26 protein-coding genes are annotated in these 23,225 nt (G+C 42.3%); 7 read left to right on the top strand and 19 right to left on the bottom strand.

The window, feature by feature from the left end; all coding sequences use genetic code 11:
- Positions 1-39 precede the first annotated feature (39 nt).
- The 5 genes from ACEN9X_RS09420 to ACEN9X_RS09400 form a co-directional block, all read right to left on the bottom strand.
- Entirely contained in the window at positions 40-498 is a 459-nt protein-coding gene (locus ACEN9X_RS09420) for a hypothetical protein (RefSeq protein WP_413670129.1), read from the bottom strand.
- Between the two features lie 31 nt (positions 499-529).
- Positions 530-901 (bottom strand): hypothetical protein, encoded by a 372-nt coding sequence (locus tag ACEN9X_RS09415; RefSeq protein ID WP_413670128.1) that lies wholly within the window; start codon positions 899-901, stop codon positions 530-532.
- Complete coding sequence (locus tag ACEN9X_RS09410) at positions 898-1,212, bottom strand: hypothetical protein (protein ID WP_413670127.1); 315 nt, start codon at positions 1,210-1,212, stop codon at positions 898-900. Before ACEN9X_RS09410 ends, ACEN9X_RS09415 begins: the two co-directional genes overlap by 4 nt.
- An 88-nt stretch (positions 1,213-1,300) precedes the next feature.
- Positions 1,301-2,371, bottom strand: a complete 1,071-nt coding sequence (locus tag ACEN9X_RS09405) for a DUF932 domain-containing protein (RefSeq protein ID WP_413670126.1) — start codon at positions 2,369-2,371, stop codon at positions 1,301-1,303.
- 40 nt (positions 2,372-2,411) lie between these two features.
- Positions 2,412-2,822 carry a single-stranded DNA-binding protein gene (locus ACEN9X_RS09400; RefSeq protein ID WP_413670125.1) on the bottom strand — a complete coding sequence of 137 codons (411 nt, stop codon included), beginning with the start codon at positions 2,820-2,822 and terminating at the stop codon, positions 2,412-2,414.
- Between the two features lie 641 nt (positions 2,823-3,463).
- On the opposite strand from ACEN9X_RS09400, the gene ACEN9X_RS09395 reads away from it, so the two are divergent.
- From ACEN9X_RS09395 to ACEN9X_RS09365, 7 genes are all read left to right on the top strand, one after another.
- Positions 3,464-4,168 carry a hypothetical protein gene (locus ACEN9X_RS09395; RefSeq protein WP_413670124.1) on the top strand — a complete coding sequence of 235 codons (705 nt, stop codon included), beginning with the start codon at positions 3,464-3,466 and terminating at the stop codon, positions 4,166-4,168.
- Between the two features lie 385 nt (positions 4,169-4,553).
- On the top strand, positions 4,554-4,940 hold the full coding sequence (locus ACEN9X_RS09390) for a response regulator (protein WP_413670123.1): 387 nt from the start codon (positions 4,554-4,556) through the stop codon (positions 4,938-4,940).
- A gap of 393 nt (positions 4,941-5,333) precedes the next feature.
- Positions 5,334-5,687 carry a hypothetical protein gene (locus ACEN9X_RS09385; RefSeq protein ID WP_413670122.1) on the top strand — a complete coding sequence of 118 codons (354 nt, stop codon included), beginning with the start codon at positions 5,334-5,336 and terminating at the stop codon, positions 5,685-5,687.
- A gap of 46 nt (positions 5,688-5,733) precedes the next feature.
- Positions 5,734-6,108 carry a hypothetical protein gene (locus tag ACEN9X_RS09380; RefSeq protein ID WP_413670121.1) on the top strand — a complete coding sequence of 125 codons (375 nt, stop codon included), beginning with the start codon at positions 5,734-5,736 and terminating at the stop codon, positions 6,106-6,108.
- A 59-nt stretch (positions 6,109-6,167) separates the two neighbouring features.
- The gene (locus tag ACEN9X_RS09375) at positions 6,168-7,418 is read left to right on the top strand and encodes a hypothetical protein (protein ID WP_413670120.1); all 1,251 of its coding nucleotides are present in this window, start codon (positions 6,168-6,170) and stop codon (positions 7,416-7,418) included.
- Complete coding sequence (locus ACEN9X_RS09370) at positions 7,388-7,870, top strand: hypothetical protein (RefSeq protein ID WP_413670119.1); 483 nt, start codon at positions 7,388-7,390, stop codon at positions 7,868-7,870. The genes ACEN9X_RS09375 and ACEN9X_RS09370 overlap by 31 nt, the downstream gene beginning before the upstream one ends.
- A 4-nt stretch (positions 7,871-7,874) precedes the next feature.
- Positions 7,875-10,508: a hypothetical protein gene (locus tag ACEN9X_RS09365; protein ID WP_413670118.1), complete on the top strand. Its 2,634-nt coding sequence runs from the start codon at positions 7,875-7,877 to the stop codon at positions 10,506-10,508.
- Positions 10,509-10,544: 36 nt separating this feature from the next.
- On the opposite strand, the gene ACEN9X_RS09360 is transcribed toward ACEN9X_RS09365, so the two are convergent.
- From ACEN9X_RS09360 to ACEN9X_RS09295, 14 genes are all read right to left on the bottom strand, one after another.
- Entirely contained in the window at positions 10,545-10,916 is a 372-nt protein-coding gene (locus ACEN9X_RS09360) for a DoxX family protein (protein WP_413670117.1), read from the bottom strand.
- 645 nt (positions 10,917-11,561) lie between these two features.
- Positions 11,562-12,389, bottom strand: coding sequence for a hypothetical protein (locus ACEN9X_RS09355; protein WP_413670116.1), 828 nt, complete (start codon positions 12,387-12,389; stop codon positions 11,562-11,564).
- Positions 12,390-12,604: 215 nt separating this feature from the next.
- Positions 12,605-13,447 (bottom strand): conjugative transposon protein TraN, encoded by an 843-nt coding sequence (traN, locus tag ACEN9X_RS09350; RefSeq protein ID WP_413670115.1) that lies wholly within the window; start codon positions 13,445-13,447, stop codon positions 12,605-12,607.
- A gap of 29 nt (positions 13,448-13,476) precedes the next feature.
- Positions 13,477-14,730 (bottom strand): conjugative transposon protein TraM, encoded by a 1,254-nt coding sequence (traM, locus tag ACEN9X_RS09345; RefSeq protein ID WP_413670114.1) that lies wholly within the window; start codon positions 14,728-14,730, stop codon positions 13,477-13,479.
- A 225-nt stretch (positions 14,731-14,955) separates the two neighbouring features.
- Positions 14,956-15,576: a conjugative transposon protein TraK gene (gene traK / locus ACEN9X_RS09340; RefSeq protein ID WP_413670113.1), complete on the bottom strand. Its 621-nt coding sequence runs from the start codon at positions 15,574-15,576 to the stop codon at positions 14,956-14,958.
- 15 nt (positions 15,577-15,591) lie between these two features.
- The gene (traJ, locus tag ACEN9X_RS09335; RefSeq protein WP_413671126.1) at positions 15,592-16,656 is read right to left on the bottom strand and encodes a conjugative transposon protein TraJ; all 1,065 of its coding nucleotides are present in this window, start codon (positions 16,654-16,656) and stop codon (positions 15,592-15,594) included.
- A 108-nt stretch (positions 16,657-16,764) separates the two neighbouring features.
- Positions 16,765-17,409 (bottom strand): TerB family tellurite resistance protein, encoded by a 645-nt coding sequence (locus ACEN9X_RS09330; protein WP_413670112.1) that lies wholly within the window; start codon positions 17,407-17,409, stop codon positions 16,765-16,767.
- Between the two features lie 12 nt (positions 17,410-17,421).
- Positions 17,422-18,042, bottom strand: a complete 621-nt coding sequence (locus tag ACEN9X_RS09325; protein WP_413670111.1) for a hypothetical protein — start codon at positions 18,040-18,042, stop codon at positions 17,422-17,424.
- Between the two features lie 9 nt (positions 18,043-18,051).
- Entirely contained in the window at positions 18,052-18,738 is a 687-nt protein-coding gene (locus tag ACEN9X_RS09320; RefSeq protein WP_413670110.1) for a conjugal transfer protein TraI, read from the bottom strand.
- Positions 18,725-21,181, bottom strand: a complete 2,457-nt coding sequence (locus ACEN9X_RS09315; protein ID WP_413670109.1) for a TraG family conjugative transposon ATPase — start codon at positions 21,179-21,181, stop codon at positions 18,725-18,727. Before ACEN9X_RS09315 ends, ACEN9X_RS09320 begins: the two co-directional genes overlap by 14 nt.
- Positions 21,178-21,504 carry a DUF4133 domain-containing protein gene (locus tag ACEN9X_RS09310; RefSeq protein ID WP_413671125.1) on the bottom strand — a complete coding sequence of 109 codons (327 nt, stop codon included), beginning with the start codon at positions 21,502-21,504 and terminating at the stop codon, positions 21,178-21,180. The genes ACEN9X_RS09315 and ACEN9X_RS09310 overlap by 4 nt, the downstream gene beginning before the upstream one ends.
- Positions 21,504-22,163, bottom strand: a complete 660-nt coding sequence (locus ACEN9X_RS09305; protein ID WP_413670108.1) for a hypothetical protein — start codon at positions 22,161-22,163, stop codon at positions 21,504-21,506. The genes ACEN9X_RS09310 and ACEN9X_RS09305 overlap by 1 nt, the downstream gene beginning before the upstream one ends.
- Positions 22,164-22,195: 32 nt before the next feature.
- Entirely contained in the window at positions 22,196-22,630 is a 435-nt protein-coding gene (locus ACEN9X_RS09300; protein WP_413670107.1) for a hypothetical protein, read from the bottom strand.
- 177 nt (positions 22,631-22,807) lie between these two features.
- Positions 22,808-23,218, bottom strand: coding sequence for a hypothetical protein (locus ACEN9X_RS09295; protein ID WP_413670106.1), 411 nt, complete (start codon positions 23,216-23,218; stop codon positions 22,808-22,810).
- Between the last annotated feature and the right edge of the window lie 7 nt (positions 23,219-23,225).

The raw sequence follows: 23,225 nt of genomic DNA, 5'->3' as shown, positions 1-23,225 counted from the left end.
TTAGTTGTGTATTGAATAGTTGATTTAATAGCAGCCTGTTTAGAATTCGTAAATGGGTAGCTGCCATAATTTTTTCAGGTCATAACCTGCGTCCTCAAACACATAGTTGAGATAGGATTGCACCGTACCCATACTGTAATTGAAAGAGGCTTTCTCGTCAATAAACTGGCTGCGGGTCTTTCTAATCCATTTGCAAACGGCTACTGCGTCCCTTGCTTCGTCCGAATCGCTGCCGCCGCCCGATAGCTTAAATGAAAATTCACCATGTTTAAGCCAAAAGAAATTCGCCTCTAATGCTTCTTTCGATATAGGCCGTTTCCAATCCTTTAACTGTATTAGCCCTTCGGGATCGGTATTCATATAATCGGCTTCTTCCTGTAGGAAATGCCACGGATTGAACTTGGTGTCATTGTTTGAGCCGAAGAATTTAAAAAGGTCTTCGTTCAGTTTGTCGATGAACTTATCGTTCCGGTAGTCCCCTTTAAGGACTACGGTCATGTAGGTGCCCATAATTTTTGAATTGTTTTAATTAAGGATTGAAGAACAGATCTACCGCGAGACTGAATTTTCGGTTAGCTAATTGTTGGGTAGTAGTATATAGCCGGAGGCAATGCATTATAAAAATGGCATTGAAACCATCGAATAACTGATCGCTGAAAAGCCTACTGTTTTTATGCAACTGCACTCCATATTTGAGTATTACCTGTTCGGTATGCTTTGCTATATCCATCCACAATTGCGGCGGCAAAAAGTCGTTTTCCCATTTTTTGTTTTTTGCGTCCTGTTGCACAAATTCACTTACGCTTTTTGCATAATCGATAAACTGCGGCATTTCTTCGGGGAATAGTTGGTGTATGTACCTTCCCATTTCTACATTGGTTAATTGATTGATCGGTTTCATAATGATTTCTTTTTAGGTAAGTTTTGAACTTCTTTATTCAGATCGTCCGGTATCGCAGGCATACAGTCTGCGAGGTTGACTTTTACAGAGTCGCCGGCACTGTTGTAAGCAAATGCAACCCCCTTGACTACGGCACTTTTTACCTCCAAAATCTGATAGCCTCTTTTTTTGAGCGTGAAATACACATACCATAAAGCAGATTCGTAGGTATTGCCCAATCCGGTTTCATAGTACCCTTTACGGATTTTGCCTTTTTTATTTTTTAGCGTCAGATTTATACTGATCTCGTAATAGATGGTTGTCTTTTCCATACGGCTTGCATTGGTCATTAAGGTTGTAGCTATTTGAAGATTTAAAAATTGCGCACCTTGTTATTGCGGCTGCGCCCCCGCATGGGTGCTAATTCATAAGCAGGCAGGCTGCACCATCTGTGGCAAATGAATTACACAGGTCAAAGGCCATTTGTGATTTCCGTTGCGCGGTGCCGCCAAAAATCAGGTTATCCATTTTTGCGGTATCATCTGCGTAATTGCGTACATTCTGGAAATAGCCGGTTACCGCGTTGAATGCGCCAAATACGGTGCCTTTGGTTGTTATAAGCTGCTGCGTATCGCTACTCATTGCATATTCAAAGGCATCATTGCACATATTTTTAAAGGCGGTTGAGGTATCGTCAAATTGTCCATGTGCCAGCATATTGTACACCTCTTTATTTGGACACATCGCCTGCCTGATTAACTGCTGTACCTGGCTGTCGGTAATGCGAACTGTTGCCCAATGGTTATATATGTCCTGCAGCATGGGGGATAGTGTGTTGACCATGCCCATAATTTTATGCGCCTCACGCAGCCTGTCGCCTGCGCTCAGGGTGTGCCGGATTTTCACCATGTTTGAATTGTTTTTTAGCGCGATATTGAGTGTGTTATTGCAGACTATGCGAATAGGGGTAAAAGCTGCCATAATACTGCCGCTGCCATCATGGCTGGTGGTCAGAAATAAATATTTCTCGATTACATCGTCATTGCCTACGCGGATGTAATCCGGCATTTTTGCCGTAATAAAGATGCGCTCACCGTTGCCCAACGCACCGGCTGTTTCGTATAGAATACCATCCCCCCCGCCAACAATAGAATCAAAAAAGCTGAAGGCTTCGCTGTTTTGTACAACATGGTAATCCTTGCCCACAACGCCTAAAATCGCATCGGTATCAGTCCGCACTGTTGCAAAATGATTGGGGACTTCTATTTCCGGTATCAACAATTCGTTTTCGGGGTCGCCATTGTGGTTTTCTGTATCATAGGTAAACAGGGGGCGTTTTTCTACGGTATAGTCCAGCCCTGCAAAGCGCATAGCTTCCTCGCTGGTTGGGTACTCCTGTACAATTTGGCCGAGGCCATGCCATGCTTTTTCCTTTACGCTAAAAAAGCTGTCTTTTCCTGTCTTGCTATTATGATGAATATTATGTGCCATTTTGATAAAATTTTGATGTTAAAAAATGAAGTGAAATAGATTAGAATGGGAGGTCTTCTTTATCCTCTCCGGCTTTGGCTTTCCCGCCTTTAACCTTCTTGTTGCCACCTGTTTCTTTTGCGGCTGCATTGGTTTCTTTTGCGTAACTCAAAACCTCAATGCGACTGGTATGGAAATTCAACGCGGTTGCCAGTTCTCCGGTGTTGGTACTGTACGCCCTTGCGCTTACCCTGCCGTTAAGCTGTACCACTGCCCCTTTGCGCAGTACATTAGCCACGCGGGTACTCACCCAATACGAACAGCTAAAAAATGTGGGGATTTCTACTTTGTCACCGCCGTCTTTTGGTCGGTAACTCTGGTTGTCTGCGATATTAAAACTTACCACCTGCCTGCCGCCTTCCAGTTGTTTAACTGTTGCATCTGCGGTTAATCTTCCTGTGATCTGTTGCATAATTCCTGTTTTTGGGAGTGATTAGTTCTGAATTGATTTTTTGTGATTTATTCGGTAATGAGAGGAGGTGCTGTTTCGTTCCCTTTTACCGTTTTCAATGCTGTAGTTCTTCATGGCTGACATTTTTTTTATTCGTCTAAAGAGCCGGAGTATGCTATGTTTCGTTCACGAGCAAAAAAGGTTAGTGTTTAGGAGGCGCAAGGTTTTGGGAAGAAATACTACCCAACGGGTGGAGATTTCTTTTCAAACTTGCATGACCTTGTGCCTCCGTTAAAAACACGTTCATACCTTTGCTCTTGATACGGGACAATAGCATACTGGCTCTTTGAATAAAGTGTGTGGAAGCCATGAAGACGGCATTGAAAAAGGTATATGGTCGAGAAGGATCATTTTATCTAATCCATTAAGCTGCCAGCCCTTTTAAGGATTTTAAAAATGTAAACACCGAAGCAATAAAAAGGAAAATCCATTAGGGATAGCAGCGTAAAGCCCGCATCCGCGGTGGCGGAGAGGACTTGCAGCGAATAGCCCGGCCCGTAAGGGAATGGCCAAAAGGAAAAAATATCAGGGACAGGTATTAATTAACCTAAAGGATATTCGCCAGGTCAAAATCAATAACTTTATTACCACATTTAATTATAGTGATTACCGAAATTGGAGTTTATATGGCTATCGTTCCTGAACATACTATCGATCATTACCGGAAAGCATTCCTGCAATTTGTGGGCCATAGCGCAAAAGATTTCCAGATTATCCAGGGAGATGGGGCGCATGCATATTATGAGGGCGAAACCTATCGTATCTGCCATTATGACGACCTGATCAGCGACCTGAAAGACTTCTTCAAGGATGACCTGAGCATGGTCTATACCGAACTACCTTTCGAGATTTGGGAAATACTGTTTGATAAACACGATGACATTACAGAAGACGACCTAATCATTGATATTTACAGTTCCTGGAAAAAGTATTGGAAAAACCAGCAGGACAATTTTGAATCGGAAGCGAGACATAAACAATCGATGGATAATTCATGGAAAGATTTTGAAGCATTAATCGCTAAACTACGTGCGGAACCAGGTGGCCTTGTAGCTAATGCGGTTGCTATTTCAGATGTTACCCTGATCCCGGTGCTGGCGCTTGCACTGCGCAGCCGTTTTAAGAATGAAGAAGACTTTTACCGCCAGTGCCTGGACACGCAAATAGAAGCCTTCCCGGATAGTTTCGGAGAAGACGGCAATTTTGACGAACTGGAAGTGGACATGACTGGAAATGGTGACATAGAATCCTTTTACATCTTCACGCCCGGTTACAAATTTGATGACATTAAGGATTTATATCTATAAATGGATTTCGGAGTTAAGGCAGATTGAAAAACGAGTACGACACCTGACGTTTTGAATCATCATAGAAAAATCCCGTTTTTTAACGGTGGTTTTTTACTTTTAGGCTATGTAACATTGCAGTTAAATATGTTCTTCAACTCAAAGGAGAACATTTGACGATAAAATTAGCGTTTAGCTATAGAACGAAGCTGCTTCGGACAATACTTCCACTATTGATGTGTACGCAGCCAAGTCAACAGCTAAACGTCCGCGGCCTCGCCGTGGGCGTTAGTGTTGCTTGCGTACAGGCCTGTGGAAGGGCTTCCGGAGCGGTAACATGAAGCCTGCGGCGAGGCCGAACTGTTTCATGTTGTTTAAGCCCGACGCTTTTGATAAAAGCAAACAAATGAAAACTGCAACTTCTTGCTTAGGTACGATCGCCTATGCAGATGACCACGATGAACTGCGGGATGGCATCTGTAATGCACTAAGGCGTGCCAATTTTGAGATTATAATCGCCGTAGCTGATGGCCGGCAATTATTAAAATCATTAAAAAAACTGGATAAGCGCCCTGTTGCCTGCATTGTGGATATGTTCATGTCGGAAATGGGGGGCATGGAAGTTATCCCTGAAATTCGCAGACGCTGGCCGGATATGACGATAATCGCCTGCTCGGCATCATCTATCTCCCACAGTACAGAAGAAGTCAAGAAGGCAGGTGCAAATGGCTTCTGGCTAAAAGGCACCTCAATTCAAAAGCTAATTGATTTAATAAGCTATAGTTCACCGTAAGCCCTCGTTCTGTTAAGTCCATCGTACAAATTCTCGGCATATTTTAAATAATTAATATTTAAAATATAACCATCCCTTGCCCGATCAAAAAACCGTTAAAAAACGGTTGAAATGGCGGGTTAAAAACTAATTTAAAATGATTTATATATGCTAATCATTTTTTTGTAAATCTAAAAACCGCTTTTTACTTTGCATCTAAAACCTTTACCATATCGCCAAAACTTCCTGAATCCTTTATTCGAAAATTTGAAAGCTATTGCTTGAAAAATAACAACATCTTTTTCTGCAATAACCTAAATTTCTTATAACGCAGACTTAAACTGTTCCTCCATCTAACGCGGTCTTAATTAAACTATGAAATTCTCTTTTATTATTCTAACAACTTTTCGCTAAATGAAAAAAGTAATCCTGACAGCTTTTGCAATAGTGGGTATTCTTGCTACCGGCAATGCTAAAACAATCGTGATTAACAAATGTGACCCAAGTTCGACTGGGGGTTACAAGGATGTGGGCTGGTCGCATTCTACAGAAAATGATACGCATCAAATGAGCTGCATGAACCCCGGAGATAAGGCTTGTAAATGGGACACGGACCCGTGGGGTAAAACGCAATTAGATGATGTTGACCAGGCTGTTACCGGTCAGATCATGAAAGGAAACCTTACTGGAAGCATCGTGGTAGATGGAGCGCGCGTTGATTGGGATGCAGTAGAGCTTAACAATTTCTCATACACAATCCAACTCTAACACGAAGTAATTTTTCAAAATCTAAACTTTAAAACCAAATCAAGTTATGAAAAAAGTAATAATAGCGTTATCAATTTTTGCTGTGTGTGCAACTACTGAAAGTAAAGCTTCAAAATGCTATACCAGCCATCAGGATAATACGAATAGAAATGGTACTTGTAACGAGATTGACGAAAGGCGTCCAAACGACGATGATTATGTGCTATTTTGCACCAACCCCGGTTCCAAAGTTTGTAAATTTAGCGATGGTACTTTGCCAAAAGTGGTTGATGCTAACTTCAGCAATATTCAGCAGACAGTTACCGATCAGATTGCAAACGGAGTATTACAAGGCTCTGCAGATTTTAGCGACGGTACTTACACCTGGGACGGCATAGATGTAAATAATCTTACATTCTCCATTTTCTCTGATGCCAAATAGCTTTTAATATGGGATAGAATGTGTGTAGCATTCTATCCCAAATCTAACCTTTCATATATATGCTCAAACTATCAGCAGCTATCATCTTTCTATTCTTCTCAATTATATCTAACGCCCAATATAAATGGACAGGTAAGGTATACACAGACCCAGACATAATTCCCATATCGAGATTATCAGATGAACCTTTCGCATTTAAGGGCTTCAAAGACAAAGTAAGGATTTACGAAAAGCTTACGAACGAAAATGCAGCAGAGTTTGTAATAAAAGAGCTTGATTTAAAAACATTTTCGATTTTAAGAACGGATACCATTGGATTTAGCACAGCAAACTTCCAGTTTTGGGACATATGCACAGCAAAGAAGTGGGATGTTATTGTGGGATTACACAGGCTGCTTATTTATGATAGGTTAGCGAAAGATTTCAAACAATACTCCTCGGATACATTTAATTTTTCTCATGGAGTGTTGATAAATGATAGCACAGTTCTTTTAAGCAGATTATATAATTACCATCCGCTGGATGGCTTTTCTGGCTTACAACTGCACATTTTTAACCTTAACCAAAATAAAATTGTAAAAAGCCAACGCTATCAGGTGCCAGGCGTTGGGTTAGGGCCAATGCTAACAAGCCTCGTTTTTGCGAATAAGAAAAATATATTTTATTTAGCACCTCTTACCGGAGAGTTATTTGTATATGACTTGCAGTTAGCACTGGTTAAAAGGACCTCTGTACCCGTGCATTTCAGTAACTATTCAGCCAATGCACAATGGCAGAAAAAAATAGATTCGACAATTTATTCGGATTGGAACTTTCGGCATCATCTATATTATAAAATAGGGGAAGATTCATTTAGAAAAAATGATGCGCTGCTTCATACATATGTAGACTCACGCGAATTTCTAAATGAGATAATGAATACTGCGAGATCAAGCCATGACTATATTGAAAAAATTATTCCTTATACGGATTCAATTTTTATAATTACTGTTTGTAAAGCGAATTATAATTTCAAGTATCGTGACTTATATTTCTATAATGTCAATACAAATAAGGTCATTGACTTTAAAGAAAAATGGCTATGCTCAAAAAATGATCCTGTTACGAAATTCGAGGATTTTTTCAGTGTGGATGTAATTTTTGATTCACAAGTAAGCCCATATTTCTACAACAACAAAGTATACACTTTTTCCACGAATAATTACATGCTTTACAGAAGCGCCCCGTTGGATACACTAAAAAAGGTAATGTATAAGGATGCTTTAAAAAATAATTACAAATGGCATTTATCAGAATACCAGTTGCAATAGTTACCTTAATTATAGTATGTTTTAACTCAACACTCCTTTGGGCGCAAAAATCTTATGTCCCTTTTATTAAGAATTTAGCGACAAAGGAGGATGAACAATATAAGGTTTCCGATTCGAGCAACGAAGTTTACATTCTTGTAACGGAGAAAAACTGTGCAAAATGTTTCAGTGATGTTTGCGATTTTCTATCAGTAGATAGTTTTAAAAATTATCCTGTTAAAATCGTTGCAATAACCAATTATGACTTATTAAAGCTACTCCCGCTTGCATCAAGATATAAAAAATTAATTGTTTGCGGACAGGACGTACTATTTCACTATATGAAAGAAAATGAATACCCCGAAATATATAGTTCTCCTTCTCCACAGCTTATAATTAAGCATGGTTTGGAAGTACGTTATTTTAATTATGGTGAAACCATTGAACTGACTAAAGGCAAAATAAAAGGATAAGGATATGCGTTTTGCGATCGCCTTGTTTCTATGCTTTGTTATTAGCTTTAATGCTAAAAGTCAGCATACTATCCATGTAATTGATAAAACAGATTTAACCCCTGTGTCAAGCGCAGGTGTTATTTTTTTTAAAAAAGGAACTTTCAATAATGAACAAAAAGATTTGACGGATGAGAAAGGAATTTGTCATCTGCCAGACGTCGCGGGTAAATATAAAATAATAGTTTCTCATATTGGGTACTATCCTTATGAAGATGAAATAGAGATTTCTGACATAGCAATTGAAAAAATAGTAAAGCTTGGAAGAAAGGAAACTTATCTGGACACACTGATTGTAACATCGAAGGCACTGCCTGTGGAGATAGCAGGTGATACCTTGACATTTAATGCGTCAGCAATTAAAGTAGGAGAAGATGCAACAACTGAAGAATTACTCACCAAATATCCCGGAGTAACAATTGAAAATGGGACGCTTAAAATAAATGGGGAACAGGTAACCGCGATAATGGTAAATGGTGAGAGAACTTCAATCGCAGACCCACTGAGCTTATTAAAAAACCTTCCGGCATCAATACTTAATAAAGCGCAGTACTTCGAGCGTCAGACGGACCAGGCTGTATTTACAGGGGTAAATGATGGTAATGGTGCAAAAACCATAAATCTTATTACAAAAAAGGAGAAAGGCACAATAGGCAAGGCATTCGCATCCGCTGGAACAAGCGACAATTACAATGCAGGAATAAATGCAACAGCATTAAACATACACCAGTCATTTATTCTTACAGGTTTTACAAATAATACCAGTCAAAACGCATCATGCAACGAAGACAATATCAATCCACCAGCAAATAATACCGGAAGAGTAAAGAGCAATGGTATCGATTTAAGTTTCAGTAACAGCAGAAGAAAAAATATAAAAATTGACGGAGGGTTTAGCTACAATAGTCTAAACAATGAGAGAAGCAGTGAACTGCAACGTTTTTTTTATTATCCATCCGACAGCAATAAAGTTTACAGGGAGACGGACAATTCCATCAGCACGAACACAAGCATCAATGCTAACCTAAGAATTGAATATAATCCTGATAGTACAAATTCCCTCATAGGGGCATTTTCTGGTCGAACAAGTGGCGATCATTTACTTTCGTCTTTTGTTGGAATTGGGCAACAAAACAATTTTATAAACGCAAATTCCAATGCTTTGAACTCTTCTAAAGGGGCAAGCAACTATCTAAATACAGATTTAGCGTTCAGGCACCGATTTTCTAAAAAAGGAAGGACCATTTCTTTGAGTGTTGGCGCAGCGTACAATGAAAGTTCAAACCATTCAGAGCAAATAGCAACTAATCTTTTTAGCTCGGATAGCATTTACACAAACCGGCAAAACAAAATGGCAACCCGAGGTACAAAAGCAAGTGTAGGTTTAAATTATACGGAGCCTTTCAAAAGCAATCGCCTTCAAATCAGCTATAGTTACTCTTATCAAAGCAACGATTCACGTAGAGAGGTATTCGATCTCAAACAGCCGGAACTTACCTATAGCCTTGTAGACACCGCTCTTTCAAGTAATTTAAATTCACCCATTCAGATCAATAAACTAAGTATACTTTATAGCATTTCCGGTAAAGGCAAGAATTATTACAATGTCGGATTCGATTATCAACTCCTGGAGATTTTAGCATCGCAAACATTTCCTTACAGCAATTCAATAAACAAGCTTTACAATGCATTGTTGCCGCAAATATTAGTTAATCAAAACTTTTCAAAAGTTACCACTCTCCGGTTAGAATTACATACTATAACAACAACACCAACAATTTCCCAATTGCAGCCGGTGATTAACAATACAAACCCTATTCTGATCTATACCGGGAACATGCTCTTAAAGCAGGCTTTTAATCCCTCATTAACCTTTAAGATTACACATATAAATGCAAAAAAAGGGCAGAATATTTCCTTATATGGAAATATTAGCTATACTGCTAACTACATAGCTAATGCTCAGTTCAGTCCCCCAAGGGATAGTCTTTTAGCAAATAACATTTTGCTTAGTAAGGATGGAATGCTGATGCAACCGATTAATTTAAACAACTATTTTTATGCAAGTGGCAGTGTCAGTTATGGCAGTCCTCTGGAATTTATCAAATGCTTTGTGACAATAAACATGGGCTATAGTTACAGAACTATACCAAGCATGATAAATGATATAATCAGTCGAGCCAAAGCAAACGTTTACAGCATGGGTATAAATCTAGCAAGTAATTTCAATAAGAAATTCGACTTTACGATTTCAAGCTATAATTATTATAATACTGTAAATAGCCAACGGCGCGACAATTTTCTATCGGGAAATATAACTGGAAAAATCAACTTTAAACCTTCTGCCAGGCTGATTTTAAATTCTACTGCAATTAGAACATTTGCGGCTGCACAAGTTTCGACTACATGGAACGCATATTTGGCATACAAGTTTTTAAGGTCAAAAAGCCTCGAATCGCGGATTGGAATTTTTAATATTTTGAAACAGACAAATAGCTATTTGCAAACAATAAATGATACCTATGCCGAAAGGCAGTCATATAGCACTATCGGCAGATTTATTTATCTGAGTGTGATTTTTAAAATAAATAATTTTTAGTGAATGGAATTTTGGGTAGTGTCTCAGTTTGAATTTTTATCTGTTTATAGAAACAAACCTATAATACGCCACTAACGAAGCCATTATTAGAAGCGTAATTAGCATAGGTAACATTTTATATTCCTTCTTTATCGTGTGGTTAATGATCGCCGCTATCATTATCAGGGAATAACCAACTGCTGTAACAGGTGTAAGTATTGGTGCAATCCCTGTAAGCCAGGGCACAATGATGCCCACGCATCCCAACAGCTCCAGCACGCCGAGGATACGAATAGGAAGCAAATTCCCCTCTGGTTTAATATGTCCGTCAGCAATGTGTTTTTCTCTACTACCGCTAATTTTACCAACACCAGGCATAATAAAAAAGACTGCTAAAATAGCCTGTAAGACCCACAAAAAAGTGTTCATTGATTTTCCCTTGAATTTTAGAAATGACAAAATAATTAAAAAATAGTATTGAGAATAACTAATGCTCAAACTGAGACACTACCCGCCTATTTTATAAACGTTTGTTATGTTATGGAGAAAATACTAATCCCACTATAAACTTGGGCGGCAGATATTATTTTTGTCGCATGATCCAGCGTTTTAAAAACTATCGTTCCAGTAGAAGGAAATGATATTGAATTTCGATTTGAGCCTATGAATGTTTGGAAACTCGAATTATTCCAGGTTTACGTAAAGCACGAAGGGAAAGAAAGGCGATTTCATATGAATAAGACCGGAGATCAAAAATTCAAGTTTGCAATGACCGATGCCGTACCACCCCCTTACCGTACACTCGAACAATCGTTAAATGACGAGATTTTTAAAAACTGTAGTGAGTTAAAGTAAATGCAATGAGATCGGAGTAATTCTATTTAATCTGATTTCAAAATTGTTATGTTTGTTTATTCTTAGGCAATCACTGCCTAATTGTGATAAGGTTTAGGTTGAAGCCCCCAAGCAGCGAGTGTCAGGGGGCTTTATTTACATCATGTCTCGTCCTACGAAACATTGAAATGCCTAAAAATAATAAACGCCCGTTTTGACAGGCGTTTATCATATTGAACTTTATCTTTTGGGGCCTTTATTCTTCCTGTAGTTTTTAGCAGCAATCTTTTCCTCGTTCATTTTTGCCGTACTATCGATTTTTTGTTCGCCAGGTTTATCTTGCTTTTGCTTATTCTGCTTGAATAAACGTTTGCCGTTGTGATCATAGGTAATAACATCCTTGAATCGTGCATCGGCCCGGAGCAATACTTGCTTACGATTGCCGTCGTCGGTTATCAAAGTCGCATTGGCCATATTGCCTTTTTCCAGCGTCCGGGTCAGGGATGCAAACTTATCTGGATTATTTAGCTCGACAAGGTTCATTTCCTTTAATTTTTCAGTGAGATTGAAGCCATAACCGCTACCATATTTTACCAGCTCGTAATTTCCATTTTTATCTTGTTTGTCAAAATCCAGCTTAGCCCAGGCTTTGTAGGTTTCCGGTGTCCATTTGTATTTGACATTTTCGCCGTCTTCTATCCGTTCGTAAACATTGAAACTCTTGTATACCGAACCGCCTTTCAGCAGGTTATAGCCTTCTTTGGCTGTTATTCCCTGGTTGTGGTAAAAGGTCTGGCTGATCTCATTTAGCTGCTGGTCATTTGGCAGCAAAGTAATAGTGTACTTATTAAAGTATGGGACATCTTTATCCTCAGCCTTTTTAAAATGCAGCTCATAGATGGCGTCATCGATGGTACGATTTACCGTAAATTCCGGTATTTTATCTTCTACTTTTTCCGTGATCGCCTGATGCAATTCAGTTCCAAAGCCTGTATACTTTACATTATCAAGTAGTTTTTCCAAACCAGATGGTGCTTCTGTTTGGTTTTCTGTGATTTGATTTTCCATGTTTTTTTTGTTTTTGAATATTGATAAATTGACCGCCATCAAAATGGGGTGACGGATAGATTTTATAAGCGATTTTATCAGGCGGGGCCATTTGAAGCTGATCGTCTAAAAGAGCAATTTTATTTGCATGAGTATCACCCGGTTTTCACCTTTACTCAATTCATCGGCTAACCGTGAAGCAAGACTTTCAATGTCTGATATTTCTATGTTCATGACTATTTTGCTATAGTTACCGCTTTAAGTAGATCTTTACCGCTGATGGAAAGATTCAGGTTCCGGTCGCCATCTTTTTCCGTCAGTTGAATCGTAAAGCGTTTATTGTCGGCAATGGTGAAGCGATTGAACGCAACTACAAATTGGCGTTCACGATGGCCAGGTAATTCATTGGCGGCATCCGGGCTTATATAAACCGGCGAAAGGTCAGCTTCCTGTATCGCTGTTCTTTTGGATCGTTTTTTATCGGAAATAAAAAACCGGGTAATACCAGTCCTGTAGCCAATTTTCGACTGATTGGCTAAAGAGAAGCGGAAAAACAACAGGTCGCCTGAACCGTAAATGCCTTGCAATTCCACAGACATGCGGTGATGGCGGTCGATATTATCCATAAAAGTGCGGGCTGAGAACACCTGTGTGGCTTGCTGCTGCAGGTAGCTTTCGTTGACAGTAGCCGTGGTTAACACTACGTCAGGTTTTTTGCCGAGTTGCTGTCGTTTCAGGTCTATAGCCTGGTAGGCGGGCTTAACGGAATAGGTAACAGTAAAGCTATACAGTTGCCCGTCGGTTGTAACAACACTCAGGTTTGATTCGGGAAGGAATTTATTTTGTGCTTTCACCTTCAGTACGTTTTCCGAACCTTTTACTTTTTCCGCAAGCACGAATGCTGTACCTCTGTCTACGCTTTGTATGGCGGAGGGAAACAGGATCACGGTAGTTTTTTGGTCGGTGATCTCCAAACGATAAGGCGTTATGAGCGCTGCCGAACCGAGTTCCTGCAAAGTCTGGGCATGTACGGCAATGGTCGTTATCAGGGCTAAAATAGCCATCAGTAGTTTTTTCATTTGATTTTCGATTTGGCGTTATTGATTATTTACTTGTCATCTTTATTATGATCCATAAGCAGCACCGGGTAGCCCGCACGTACTGTAACTTTTACCAGTTTTACTTTCCTGCTGAAAAGCCCTTTGACGGCTTGTAATCCGGCGCTGGTTGCCTGGGCGCCTACGGACGAATTCATGGAATAGAAATCGAGGTTCTGCATCATTTGGTCGGCCCCCTGTTTGGCTGCATCCCGTGTAATGGCACCGGGAACATTGATGCCTTCAATCCCGTCCATGTCATAAACCGACATAGCTACTGGTAGCAGGACATTTTTATAGCGAATAGTTTTGATAATAATGTTCAGCCGGTCGCCTTCTACTTCGCAAATGCCGTTGACAAAAGTTCCCTGGGGTATCTGTGCTCCATTGATGAAAATATCTGCACTCAATCGCAGGCGAATGGTTGTCCCGGAAGTAAGTGTCTGTGTCTGATAAACGGTTGCAGGGACCGAAGGGCGCAAGGTATCGTCTACACCGGTTTCATTACTCAGATCATAAAAATGATTTCCGGTCTGTGATGTGGTATTACCCATTACGGTACTCGCGGCATCATTGGCGGGTTGCGCGGTCATGGCAAATACTTGTCCTCTGCCTTTAAGCGATTGTTCTTTTAATTTCTGTGCGGCCCGGCCTGGATTTTGTATATCCATAATCTGATCGAGCATACCACTCAATTGTTTTAATTCCGGGTCGTCGGTCGTGCTGCCGGATTGTCCTTGTGGCGGAAACCCCTGCGCCTGCGGATTCGCATCTAACGCGTCAGGCGGTGTGTTTTGTGATTGCTCGGTCCGGCTGATCTCCTGGTTCAGTGCCGCCAGTTGGCGGGTGATCATCGCCTCTTTTGAATTAAGATCACCCGTTCTGTTGCCATTCGGTGCCAGGCTGTACCCGGTACCGGCCGAAGGCTGGGTAATATCCATCAGTGTCTGCCCTGCTGCCGAATCTACGGCGCTGCTATTGTGACGATAGGGGTCTTCCCTTAGTTGTTCCTTTAACCGCGCAGAATCCTTTTCGGCCTGGGCGTAAAAACTTAGCTTGTTTTCGGTGCTGTCGTTTTTTAAATTGGCGTCAGGTAATTGCGTATTCAGTCCGGCTTTTAACGGGATGCTCACCTGTTCATTTCCCTTACCGCCGCCGAGCGACCAGAACAGGAATATGATAAAGGGAAGCACTACTACCGGAAGGACCAGCAACATCGTTTTTTGCTTTGCCGTAAGCTTTGGTAATTTTTGTATTTGATTCATAATGAAGTTTTTTATTAAATGGTTAATGCCAAATGCTGAATGCTACCATCAGGCAGCAGGTACCCACTACGATGCAGAACAGCACGAGTACGGTTGTCCACAGAGCGGGAGGCCACCTTGCCGTGTATGCATTCAGCCGGTTGGCGATACGATGGCCTATACCCGATAACCACAGGTTAAACACCGTGGTGGCAGGCCTTTGAATAGATTTGTTTTGTTTTTTCATCATTCCCTGTTTTGAATATTGAGGTCTTTATTTTCGATGGTGCTCCATTTCTCTATCAGGAAGCCGTGGGGGTTATTGTCGCTGCGGCTGACATTGCGCAACTGCCCTTCAGTGATCAGGCTCCGGGTAACAATGGAGGTAGTACGTATCAGTTTTTCAGTACCATAAAAGCGAAACCGGTAAGGGTAAACATTCATGTCTAAGGCTATGCTGTCAACCGATACCTGCTGACTGATATTGCCGGATATGATATTGGTAAAATACCCCTGCTCCTTGAGGTCGCTATACACTTTAGCTGCACTGTTGTCGGCCAGGTACAGGGCTTTGGTGATATTGGCCTGTATAACTTTTTCGTCGGGGTCGAGCGTGAAAAAATTATGATGAAAACTGGCAATATGGTCCCGCGCCTCTACAGGTATGTTTTCGTTACGGTCAGCGGAAAATGCTTCCAGCGCTTTGCCGTTGGCGAGTATGTAGATGTGTTGCCTAAAGTCATTTTCGGATTGGTAGCTTTTGTAAACGGCATAGCAGGAAATCACAACGCAGGCTATGATCAGCAGGTAACAAAACCATTTGATCTGCCGGAATGCCGTGTCAATATTTTTCATTTGTTGAAACATGGTGTATTGATTTTATCAGGATTTGCCATTTAATTTTTGCTGCTGGAAAGAATTGCCCGAATCACCAGACGAACCGCCTGCGGCTCCGCCGGTTGATTGCTTGAAAAATTGCTCCATGTGCTTTTGTTGCTGATTTGCCATGACTTGCTGCATCGCGAAGCTGGTAGCCGCTGAAGTGACCATCGAAGCGGTTGCACTTGATTTTGATAGCAGGGCATGGCCGCCAACGTTGACGATATACCCGGCGATGGAGGGAACACAGAAATACCCGACAATGGCGATCAGCAGGAAGATGAGATAAATGGTATTTGTTCCCCCGAAATGCGGATTGGCAGCACCGCCCGTTACTTCGAGCTGCACCATATTCGCCTGTATCTTCGCTATAATGGCTCCAAAGATGTTTGCTACCGGTAGCCACATATACACATTGATATACCTTGCAAGCCATTGCTTAATCGTATGCTGGAAACCATCAAAAACGCCGAGGGCAAAACAGAATGGACCGAGTAACGCCAATACGATCAGCTTAAACGTGCGGATGGTATCAATCACCAATGCCGCTGCTTCGTAGCCCAGGTTGAGTATTTCGGCAATCGCTTTTTTGATCCAGCTTTTAACACTCCATCCCCATGACTGGTCTGCAATGGGATTAGCGGCGGCGCTATTATTGCCGGTACTGCCGTCGGGATGGGCATATTTATACCATTTATCCGGGTCGGTTCCTGTAGCGGAGGCACCCTGCAGTTCATCATCCACCGGTTCCCCGGTATCCAGCATGGTTCGCATGGCCTGGTTGGAATCGCCGATCATAGCGGCTGTTGCGGCTACTGTCGGTTGCAAAACTCCATTGATCATTGCCAGCACTGCCGGAAAAATCATGATACAGAAACCGATTACGAACGGTCGTAAGAGGGGATAAAAATCGACCGGCTCCGCTGCTGCGATATGCCGCCATACGCGGACGGCGATATACCATAGCGCTGCAAACCCGGCGATGGCGCGTCCTACGTCTATCATCCGGCTGCAGAGTGGCAGCATCTGGTCATACATTTGATTAAGTACACCCTGCAGGCTATGCATGTCGCTTTGTATCCCCTGTGCATGGCTTAAACAGGGCAAGAGCATGGCCGGAATAGCCGTTATGGCTATCCTTAAACTTTGTTTTTTCATATGTCGGTTGATTATTACTTAATTGATCTGGTAAAGCTGTTTAAGCTGTTGTTGCTGTACTTCCCTGCCTGAGCGCTGGATGGCCAGCGACCTGGCTTTGTTATTGAAACTGCGCAGAAAGCCGAGCTGTTCCTGTGTATCCGTGTAAAGGCCATCAATTAGCTGTAGCCGGTCATGATCGTTCATACGTACACTATTATCCGTCGTGACCATCGTAAGCGCCTGCAGGTTTTGTATACACCCGTCGAAAAGATTGGAAAAGACCGATGACATGTAATTTAATTCCGCTGTGGTAAACCTTCCGTTCGCCCGGAATGCCGACAGCGCATTTTTATACTCGCTGATGATGGTGGCCTGGTCTTCGATGATACGGGCGACCTTCGGATACTTGCGAACGGTAGGGCTGACCAGCATCAGCCCGTCGATGAAGCCTTGTTGTAAGCTGTAATTGCCCTGCGAAACCGCCTTTACACTATTATAGCCTTTACTGACTATCTTGTAGCCATTGTACATATTTTGCAGTACTCTTTTAAGCCCTGCAAGCTTTTCATAATCCAGTACCAACATCTGGATATTATCAGATATGGATTGGGCGCGGACAGTGGCGGTATCTATAACAATGCCGAGGATAACAAGGCACAGTAATTTTTGAATTTGTTTCATGGGACGATAATTTTATTGGATGCCATACAATTTTTTTAGTCGTTCGCGCTCTTGTTTATCCCGTTTGCGTACCTGGGTCAGCTTGTGGGTTTTAGCAGTATAAGCACAGGCAAAGGCATATTTATCCTGCATGTCGGTATATAATTTGTCGATGCGTTCCAGTCGCTGTGCATCGGTCATCTTCAATTGTCCATTGCCGGTTACTTGCTGTAATTCATCGAGATTATCGCGGCAGTCATTGAGTAGATTATCACGAACTTTTTTCAGGTAGTTGACATCCATGTTCGTCATTATGCCCTGGGCCTGCTGCCAATTGATTTCATCAGCGAAAACGGTTATGATACGCTGTTGCAATTCCCTGATGGATGTAATCTTTGGATTACTGCGCACCTGCTTACTGACGGTGCTCAAGGAGTCGATATAACCGGTGTGCAGGCTGAAGGTGCCGTTCTTCATCGAGTGAGCTGTATTCAGTCCGGCGGTTGTAATATCATATCCTTTTTTGAGCGCTTTTCCATAAACTGCTAAACCGGCAATCTGCTCTATAATAATTCCGCGTTTCTTTGCCTGTTGCTGCGCTATCAGGCAGCATGGCAATTGTAATAGTATAAGAATGATGCATAAGTTTTTCATAGCCGTATATTATTGGGTAATACCATAAAGTTTTTTTACTTCCAGCAGATTCCCTTTTTCGGTTCCCCGCTGCATGGACAGGCGAACTGCAGATGTATTAAAGCTTCTCAGGTCATTGAGGCTCTGCTGCATGGATGCGGCAATTTTTTTTATCCTTTCTAAACGTTCTCCGTCATTCATTTGGGAAGAAAATGAGGTGACGGTAGCGGTAAGTTCCGTGATATGCTGTGCGCTTTGGTCAAGCATACCGCCATACACGGATGTCATATAGCTGATCTCACTGGCAGAAAAATTCTTATCCTGCCGAAACAGCGTCCATGCTTTGTGATACTCATCGACCAGCCGGGCCTGCTGGCTTATGATCTGTTTTATTTCACTATAACCAGCTATTACTTTTCGTACCTGCTGCAATTCATTGTAATATTTATTGAATAAGTCTTTCTCTTTACCGAGCCACCCGTTGATATCTTTCAGGCTGGTCATGGTCTTGCTGTTTTCCAATCGTTGTTCCGCCTGCTGTAGCCGTATGGTCTTATTTTGTAATTGCTGCACCTTGATGTCAATAGCTACAATTACCTTTTTGATCGCTGTAGTTATAATGTTAATGATAGGAATCTGTGCCTGAGTTTGTGCCGGATACGTCAGGCATAAAACCGCTGCCAGCAAGGGAACTGTGATTTTTTTATAATTTTTCATACATTTTGTTTTTGGTTCGTATTTCCTCTGCGAGTATGGTGATCGCTTTTTCGATACCGCCATGCCTGGCGGCATATTCCTGTACCCTGACCCGTTCTTTGCCTTCCGTGGTAAAGGCAAGCAGTTCCTCTGTACATAGTTCGTTGCGGTAAACTTTGGTGATCTGCCCGCCAATGTCGATGCAGATTTCCCGGGTATCCTTGTTGACGGACAACAGGATGGCTTTGGCCTTTTCAGACAGGCCGAGCGTATCCTGGAGCTTATCGAATTTGTGGATGAACTTGCGCATGTCCATCAGGATCTTAATGTCTGCATTGTTGATAATAGCATCTTTTATGATCGGGGAACTCACCAAGTCATCCAGCTCCTGTGTAATAACAATGGGTACACCGTCAAATTTTCTGATTGTCTTAAAGGCATATTTCAAGAACTCGGCCATGCCGGATTTTGCTATCGCCTTCCAGGCTTCATCGATACACAACACCTTACGGATTCCTTTCAACTTACGCATCTTGGAAAGGAAGTTTTCCATTAGAATGAGTGTAACGCACTGAAATAAAACCGGGTGGTCTTTCAAATTATCCAATTCTATAACAACGAAAGGCTGGTTCAACAGGTCAAGATTCTCCGTCGCATTCAGCAGGTAATCAAATTCACCTCCCGAGTAATAGGGGCGTAGAACATACAGGAAATTATCAATGTCGAAATCGCGGTCTTTAACGCGCTGCTCTTTCAATATCTCGGTATAGTGACTTTCGAGGTATTCGTAAAAGCTATTGAAACACGGCATCACCGAAGGGTTTTCGACTAGGTATAGATAATAGCCCTGAAGGGCATTGGACAAAGCCACATACTCGGTGCGGTTAAACGCCTCATGTTCCTGTTTCCACAGTGCAACCAGCAGCGCTTTCAGGCTTTCCTTTTTCTCCGTATCCAGGATTTGCCCGTCCGGTAAGTAAAATGGGTTAAAACGGATGGGGTTGTCTTCTTCATAAGTGAAATAATAACCTTTGACAAGCTCACATAATCCTTTATAACTGCCGCCAATATCTACGATAACACAATGCGCCCCCTGCGCGTGAAATGTTTCCAAAAGATGATTGACGGTAACACTTTTGCCACCGCCGGATGTTCCAGCCACTAACGTCCCCATGTTTGAGGTAATACCTGCATGGCGCACCGCATCATAAAGGTCAACATAGACCGGCTTTCCACTTAGCCGGTCACAGAACCGGAAACCGGTCTGTGGCGCATCGCTGCGGTAATTTGTTTCGAGATTAAGAAAGCAGGTCGCCTGCTCCAAAAAAGTGTCGAAAGTGTCATTGAGCGGGAAATCAGCGGCGTTGCCGGGTATACCGGCCCACCAAATTTGCGCTGCTCCGTCCGTCTCCTGCTTGGCTACCGCATCGATGCGGGCCATTGCAGAACCCACTAAATTTTTAATATCCTGCGATTGAGCATTGTCGTTTGTCCAGGTAACCACATTGAAATGTGCCTTAACCGGCAAACGTCCCTGGCTAATGGCTTCATTCAGGAAATCATTGGTAGCATCACGGCCAATCGCGTTCTCACGGCTGTAAGCGGACAGGGATTGCAGGCGGCGTTTCTTTGCCTCCAGCAGCTTCAGTGTTTTTTGCGGGTCTTCAATAAATAAATATTGGTTGTATTCATGATCGCAATCCAGCAGTAAATTAAGCTGCGTTGCAAATCCGATGGGAAACCGTGTCTGATCGGTGCTGAATTTATCATAATCGATACGGCTGCCGCAAAGTGCGGGTAAATCCTCCGCGTCGGCTAAGGTAAATATCTGTCCGTAGCGATCACCGACCTGCAAACCGTCTTTAAGATGTACATCCTTGATCATCGGACGTTCCTCTGCACCAAGCTGGAAAATGTATTGTTCCAGCAAGCCGGGCTTGTTTTTGGTTCCCGCCAGTTCATCGTCCCATAGCCGGCGTAGCTTAATAAAGCCACTATCGGACAGGACACGGCCAAACTGGCCTGCTTTATCCATAAATTCCGGGAATAGGTCCGGGTCAATGGTTTGTTTAGGCACGATCGTTTTTCGCAACAATCCTGAAAAGGCGCTGCTGGCTGCTTTCCGGTCCTCTGCTTTCTTGGTGATCAGGATATAGCAGCAATGGTCCAGGTACGGCCTGCCCGAAAAATGACGGTTGGCTGCATCTGCAAGGAATCCTTTCGGTCCGGGTTCTGGTTGGTACAGTGACCGACGGTAAATATCCTTTTTATGAACAATCGTTTGCCTGCCAAATAGCCTTACTGCCCTGATCCAGCTTTGGTGATAGGTTTCATAATCTGCATCCGACAAGGTAAATATCTCCGGCAGGGATGCTTCATAGGCAATGGTAATATCGCCGTAGGCCGATAGCAGCGCACCATGTTCAACTTTATAAATAGGAAAGATTTTATCAGCTATAATCATTGATCTGTTTTTAATCGGGTAAATAATTTGCGGGAGTGAAAACGGAGATAGACCGGCATACCGCCTTTAGCGCGTTTTTTCATCAACCCATAACGGCCGTACTTGCGATTGAGCTGGAACACGGCCATAATTAATACGGTGCCCAAACCGAACACCAGCACTACGCAGATATAGAGGTTAAGCCCGACGAGATACATCACCAGGAACAGCAGGAGCAAAGCAACCAGCCCGACAGCCAAATAGGCTATGTATTGAGCTTTCAACCCCTGAAATTCTATTGGCTTATTAATGCCTTTATTTATAGAATACACGCTGTTTGCCATCACCTCATCCTCCTTCCTTTATTTTTTTTCTGCCGTGTAGAAGAATCGTTCGTGATTGATTGGCGTTTTTTTAATGTTCCTTTTTCTAACAGTTTGATGATCTCAAACAGTGGCCTGACTGGCTTGAAATAAATGTGATCCGGTAAATCGCCTTTATATGCATCTAATTCATGGGGGAACGGGACCTGTGCTAAAATGCTGTCGTAATAAAAACCTTTTTCGCCTTCGATGACCGTGATATCATTCTTATAGATCCGGTTCCAATGATTGTCAGCCTGGCAGAAAGCACTTTGCTCTTCCAACCAATAGAAAGCGGTATCACCGATATATACTACGGGTAGGTTTTCCGGTAATTTAGGTGCCATACCCATTTCCTGCAGTACCTTCATCCCTTCAGGGTCAAGTGCCTCCATGCGCCTGATCCAAACATATTCCTGGTGATCTTCGTAAGCACCCGCAATCCCATTCCCTTCAACGATATTTTTCTTTTGCCTGTCAAACAAAAATTCGTGATGATCTTCAAGTGTCAGCATATCCAATACGTAAATCCGGTTGCTTATATCTGCTTTCTCGATCAGATTACCGGAAATGACATCAACATAGAAATCAATTCCTCCTACTTTTATTTGCGGTAACAGCCGGTTACTTATTAGCGACATAAAATTTCTTTTTAAATCCTGTGAAAAATGGGCTATTCCGGCTGCAGGTGATGTTGCAATACAGCCATGACTGCACGCCGAATGGCGGGGTTGTTTTTATTGGCTTCGCAAAAACCTAATTCATCAAAAATCGGCCTGCATTTATCGATCATACCGATCACCTCGTACATAGTTGTTCCCGCTTCCCGCATCTGGTAATAATCCCATTCAAAATCTTCTTCCAGCAACTCACTGATATAGGCAAACCGCGATGGCCGCAAATCCATAGTCAGTATTTCGAGGCAACGTTCTTCGATGATCTGAAGCGACTTTCCTTCTGCTATCAGTTGTTCAATAAGTAGTTCAACTGTTTTCACCTTATCGATCAGCCAGCCGGATAACTTGTGTTCTTTTGCCAGCCTGATCAATAAATCAGGATGATCGAGCCGGATATAATCGTTTAATCTTTGTAATAATCTTTCCTGCATGACTTCAGATTTTTCGTGTAAAAAGGATCTTTAACCCAATGAGTGGACCGGCGACCAGGTAGGTTATACCTACGGACACTACCACTAACAGCAGGAGCCAGCAGCAGAATAAGAGCCTTAGCAGGTACAACAGGCAACCAAAAACCTTTCGGCTGCTTTGCACGATCACCGGAGCCGTCATAATCCCTTGCCCTTTCTTTTTTGTTTACGCTGTAATCCTTGTATTGACTTCTGCTTATGGCGCTGCCGGAATGCCGGAAAGCTATTTTCGATAAACGTATTGTCGGGAAGCCCATATTTCCTGGCCATTCCTATGGGATCGAGATCGATCAAAGAAGGAATGATTACCAGTTTTACATGCGCGGGTATCTTTTCCGGGTCTACTAATTCATTGTAAACATTCTTCTCCCTGGTATCGAATAATATTCCGGTTGTTTTACCATCGGTGTCCTCCCTGATTTCATTGAATGATATTCGGTTCCAGGGTGCATCTACCTCACGAAATTCATCACATCGTATATCGACGTAAAACTCCGTATCGTGTATTTTTATCGTCGGCAATAATCTTGGTCCTTCCTGCTCTTTCATAATTCAT

Source organism: Mucilaginibacter sp. Mucisp86 (assembly GCF_047324315.1).
Lineage (GTDB): Bacteria > Bacteroidota > Bacteroidia > Sphingobacteriales > Sphingobacteriaceae > Mucilaginibacter.
This window is presented reverse-complemented; position numbering and strand designations above follow the sequence as displayed.

Coding starts and splice junctions, on each gene's coding strand:
- ACEN9X_RS09420 (WP_413670129.1), bottom strand. CDS start 498: ATGACCGTAGTCCTTAAAGGGGACTACCGGAACGATAAGTTCATCGAC.
- ACEN9X_RS09415 (WP_413670128.1), bottom strand. CDS start 901: ATGAAACCGATCAATCAATTAACCAATGTAGAAATGGGAAGGTACATA.
- ACEN9X_RS09410 (WP_413670127.1), bottom strand. CDS start 1,212: ATGGAAAAGACAACCATCTATTACGAGATCAGTATAAATCTGACGCTA.
- ACEN9X_RS09405 (WP_413670126.1), bottom strand. CDS start 2,371: ATGGCACATAATATTCATCATAATAGCAAGACAGGAAAAGACAGCTTT.
- ACEN9X_RS09400 (WP_413670125.1), bottom strand. CDS start 2,822: ATGCAACAGATCACAGGAAGATTAACCGCAGATGCAACAGTTAAACAA.
- ACEN9X_RS09390 (WP_413670123.1), top strand. CDS start 4,554: ATGAAAACTGCAACTTCTTGCTTAGGTACGATCGCCTATGCAGATGAC.
- ACEN9X_RS09385 (WP_413670122.1), top strand. CDS start 5,334: ATGAAAAAAGTAATCCTGACAGCTTTTGCAATAGTGGGTATTCTTGCT.
- ACEN9X_RS09380 (WP_413670121.1), top strand. CDS start 5,734: ATGAAAAAAGTAATAATAGCGTTATCAATTTTTGCTGTGTGTGCAACT.
- ACEN9X_RS09375 (WP_413670120.1), top strand. CDS start 6,168: ATGCTCAAACTATCAGCAGCTATCATCTTTCTATTCTTCTCAATTATA.
- ACEN9X_RS09370 (WP_413670119.1), top strand. CDS start 7,388: ATGGCATTTATCAGAATACCAGTTGCAATAGTTACCTTAATTATAGTA.
- ACEN9X_RS09365 (WP_413670118.1), top strand. CDS start 7,875: ATGCGTTTTGCGATCGCCTTGTTTCTATGCTTTGTTATTAGCTTTAAT.
- ACEN9X_RS09360 (WP_413670117.1), bottom strand. CDS start 10,916: ATGAACACTTTTTTGTGGGTCTTACAGGCTATTTTAGCAGTCTTTTTT.
- ACEN9X_RS09355 (WP_413670116.1), bottom strand. CDS start 12,389: ATGGAAAATCAAATCACAGAAAACCAAACAGAAGCACCATCTGGTTTG.
- traN (WP_413670115.1), bottom strand. CDS start 13,447: ATGAAAAAACTACTGATGGCTATTTTAGCCCTGATAACGACCATTGCC.
- traM (WP_413670114.1), bottom strand. CDS start 14,730: ATGAATCAAATACAAAAATTACCAAAGCTTACGGCAAAGCAAAAAACG.
- traK (WP_413670113.1), bottom strand. CDS start 15,576: ATGTTTCAACAAATGAAAAATATTGACACGGCATTCCGGCAGATCAAA.
- traJ (WP_413671126.1), bottom strand. CDS start 16,656: ATGCATAGCCTGCAGGGTGTACTTAATCAAATGTATGACCAGATGCTG.
- ACEN9X_RS09330 (WP_413670112.1), bottom strand. CDS start 17,409: ATGAAACAAATTCAAAAATTACTGTGCCTTGTTATCCTCGGCATTGTT.
- ACEN9X_RS09325 (WP_413670111.1), bottom strand. CDS start 18,042: ATGAAAAACTTATGCATCATTCTTATACTATTACAATTGCCATGCTGC.
- ACEN9X_RS09320 (WP_413670110.1), bottom strand. CDS start 18,738: ATGAAAAATTATAAAAAAATCACAGTTCCCTTGCTGGCAGCGGTTTTA.
- ACEN9X_RS09315 (WP_413670109.1), bottom strand. CDS start 21,181: ATGATTATAGCTGATAAAATCTTTCCTATTTATAAAGTTGAACATGGT.
- ACEN9X_RS09310 (WP_413671125.1), bottom strand. CDS start 21,504: ATGGCAAACAGCGTGTATTCTATAAATAAAGGCATTAATAAGCCAATA.
- ACEN9X_RS09305 (WP_413670108.1), bottom strand. CDS start 22,163: ATGTCGCTAATAAGTAACCGGCTGTTACCGCAAATAAAAGTAGGAGGA.
- ACEN9X_RS09300 (WP_413670107.1), bottom strand. CDS start 22,630: ATGCAGGAAAGATTATTACAAAGATTAAACGATTATATCCGGCTCGAT.
- ACEN9X_RS09295 (WP_413670106.1), bottom strand. CDS start 23,218: ATGAAAGAGCAGGAAGGACCAAGATTATTGCCGACGATAAAAATACAC.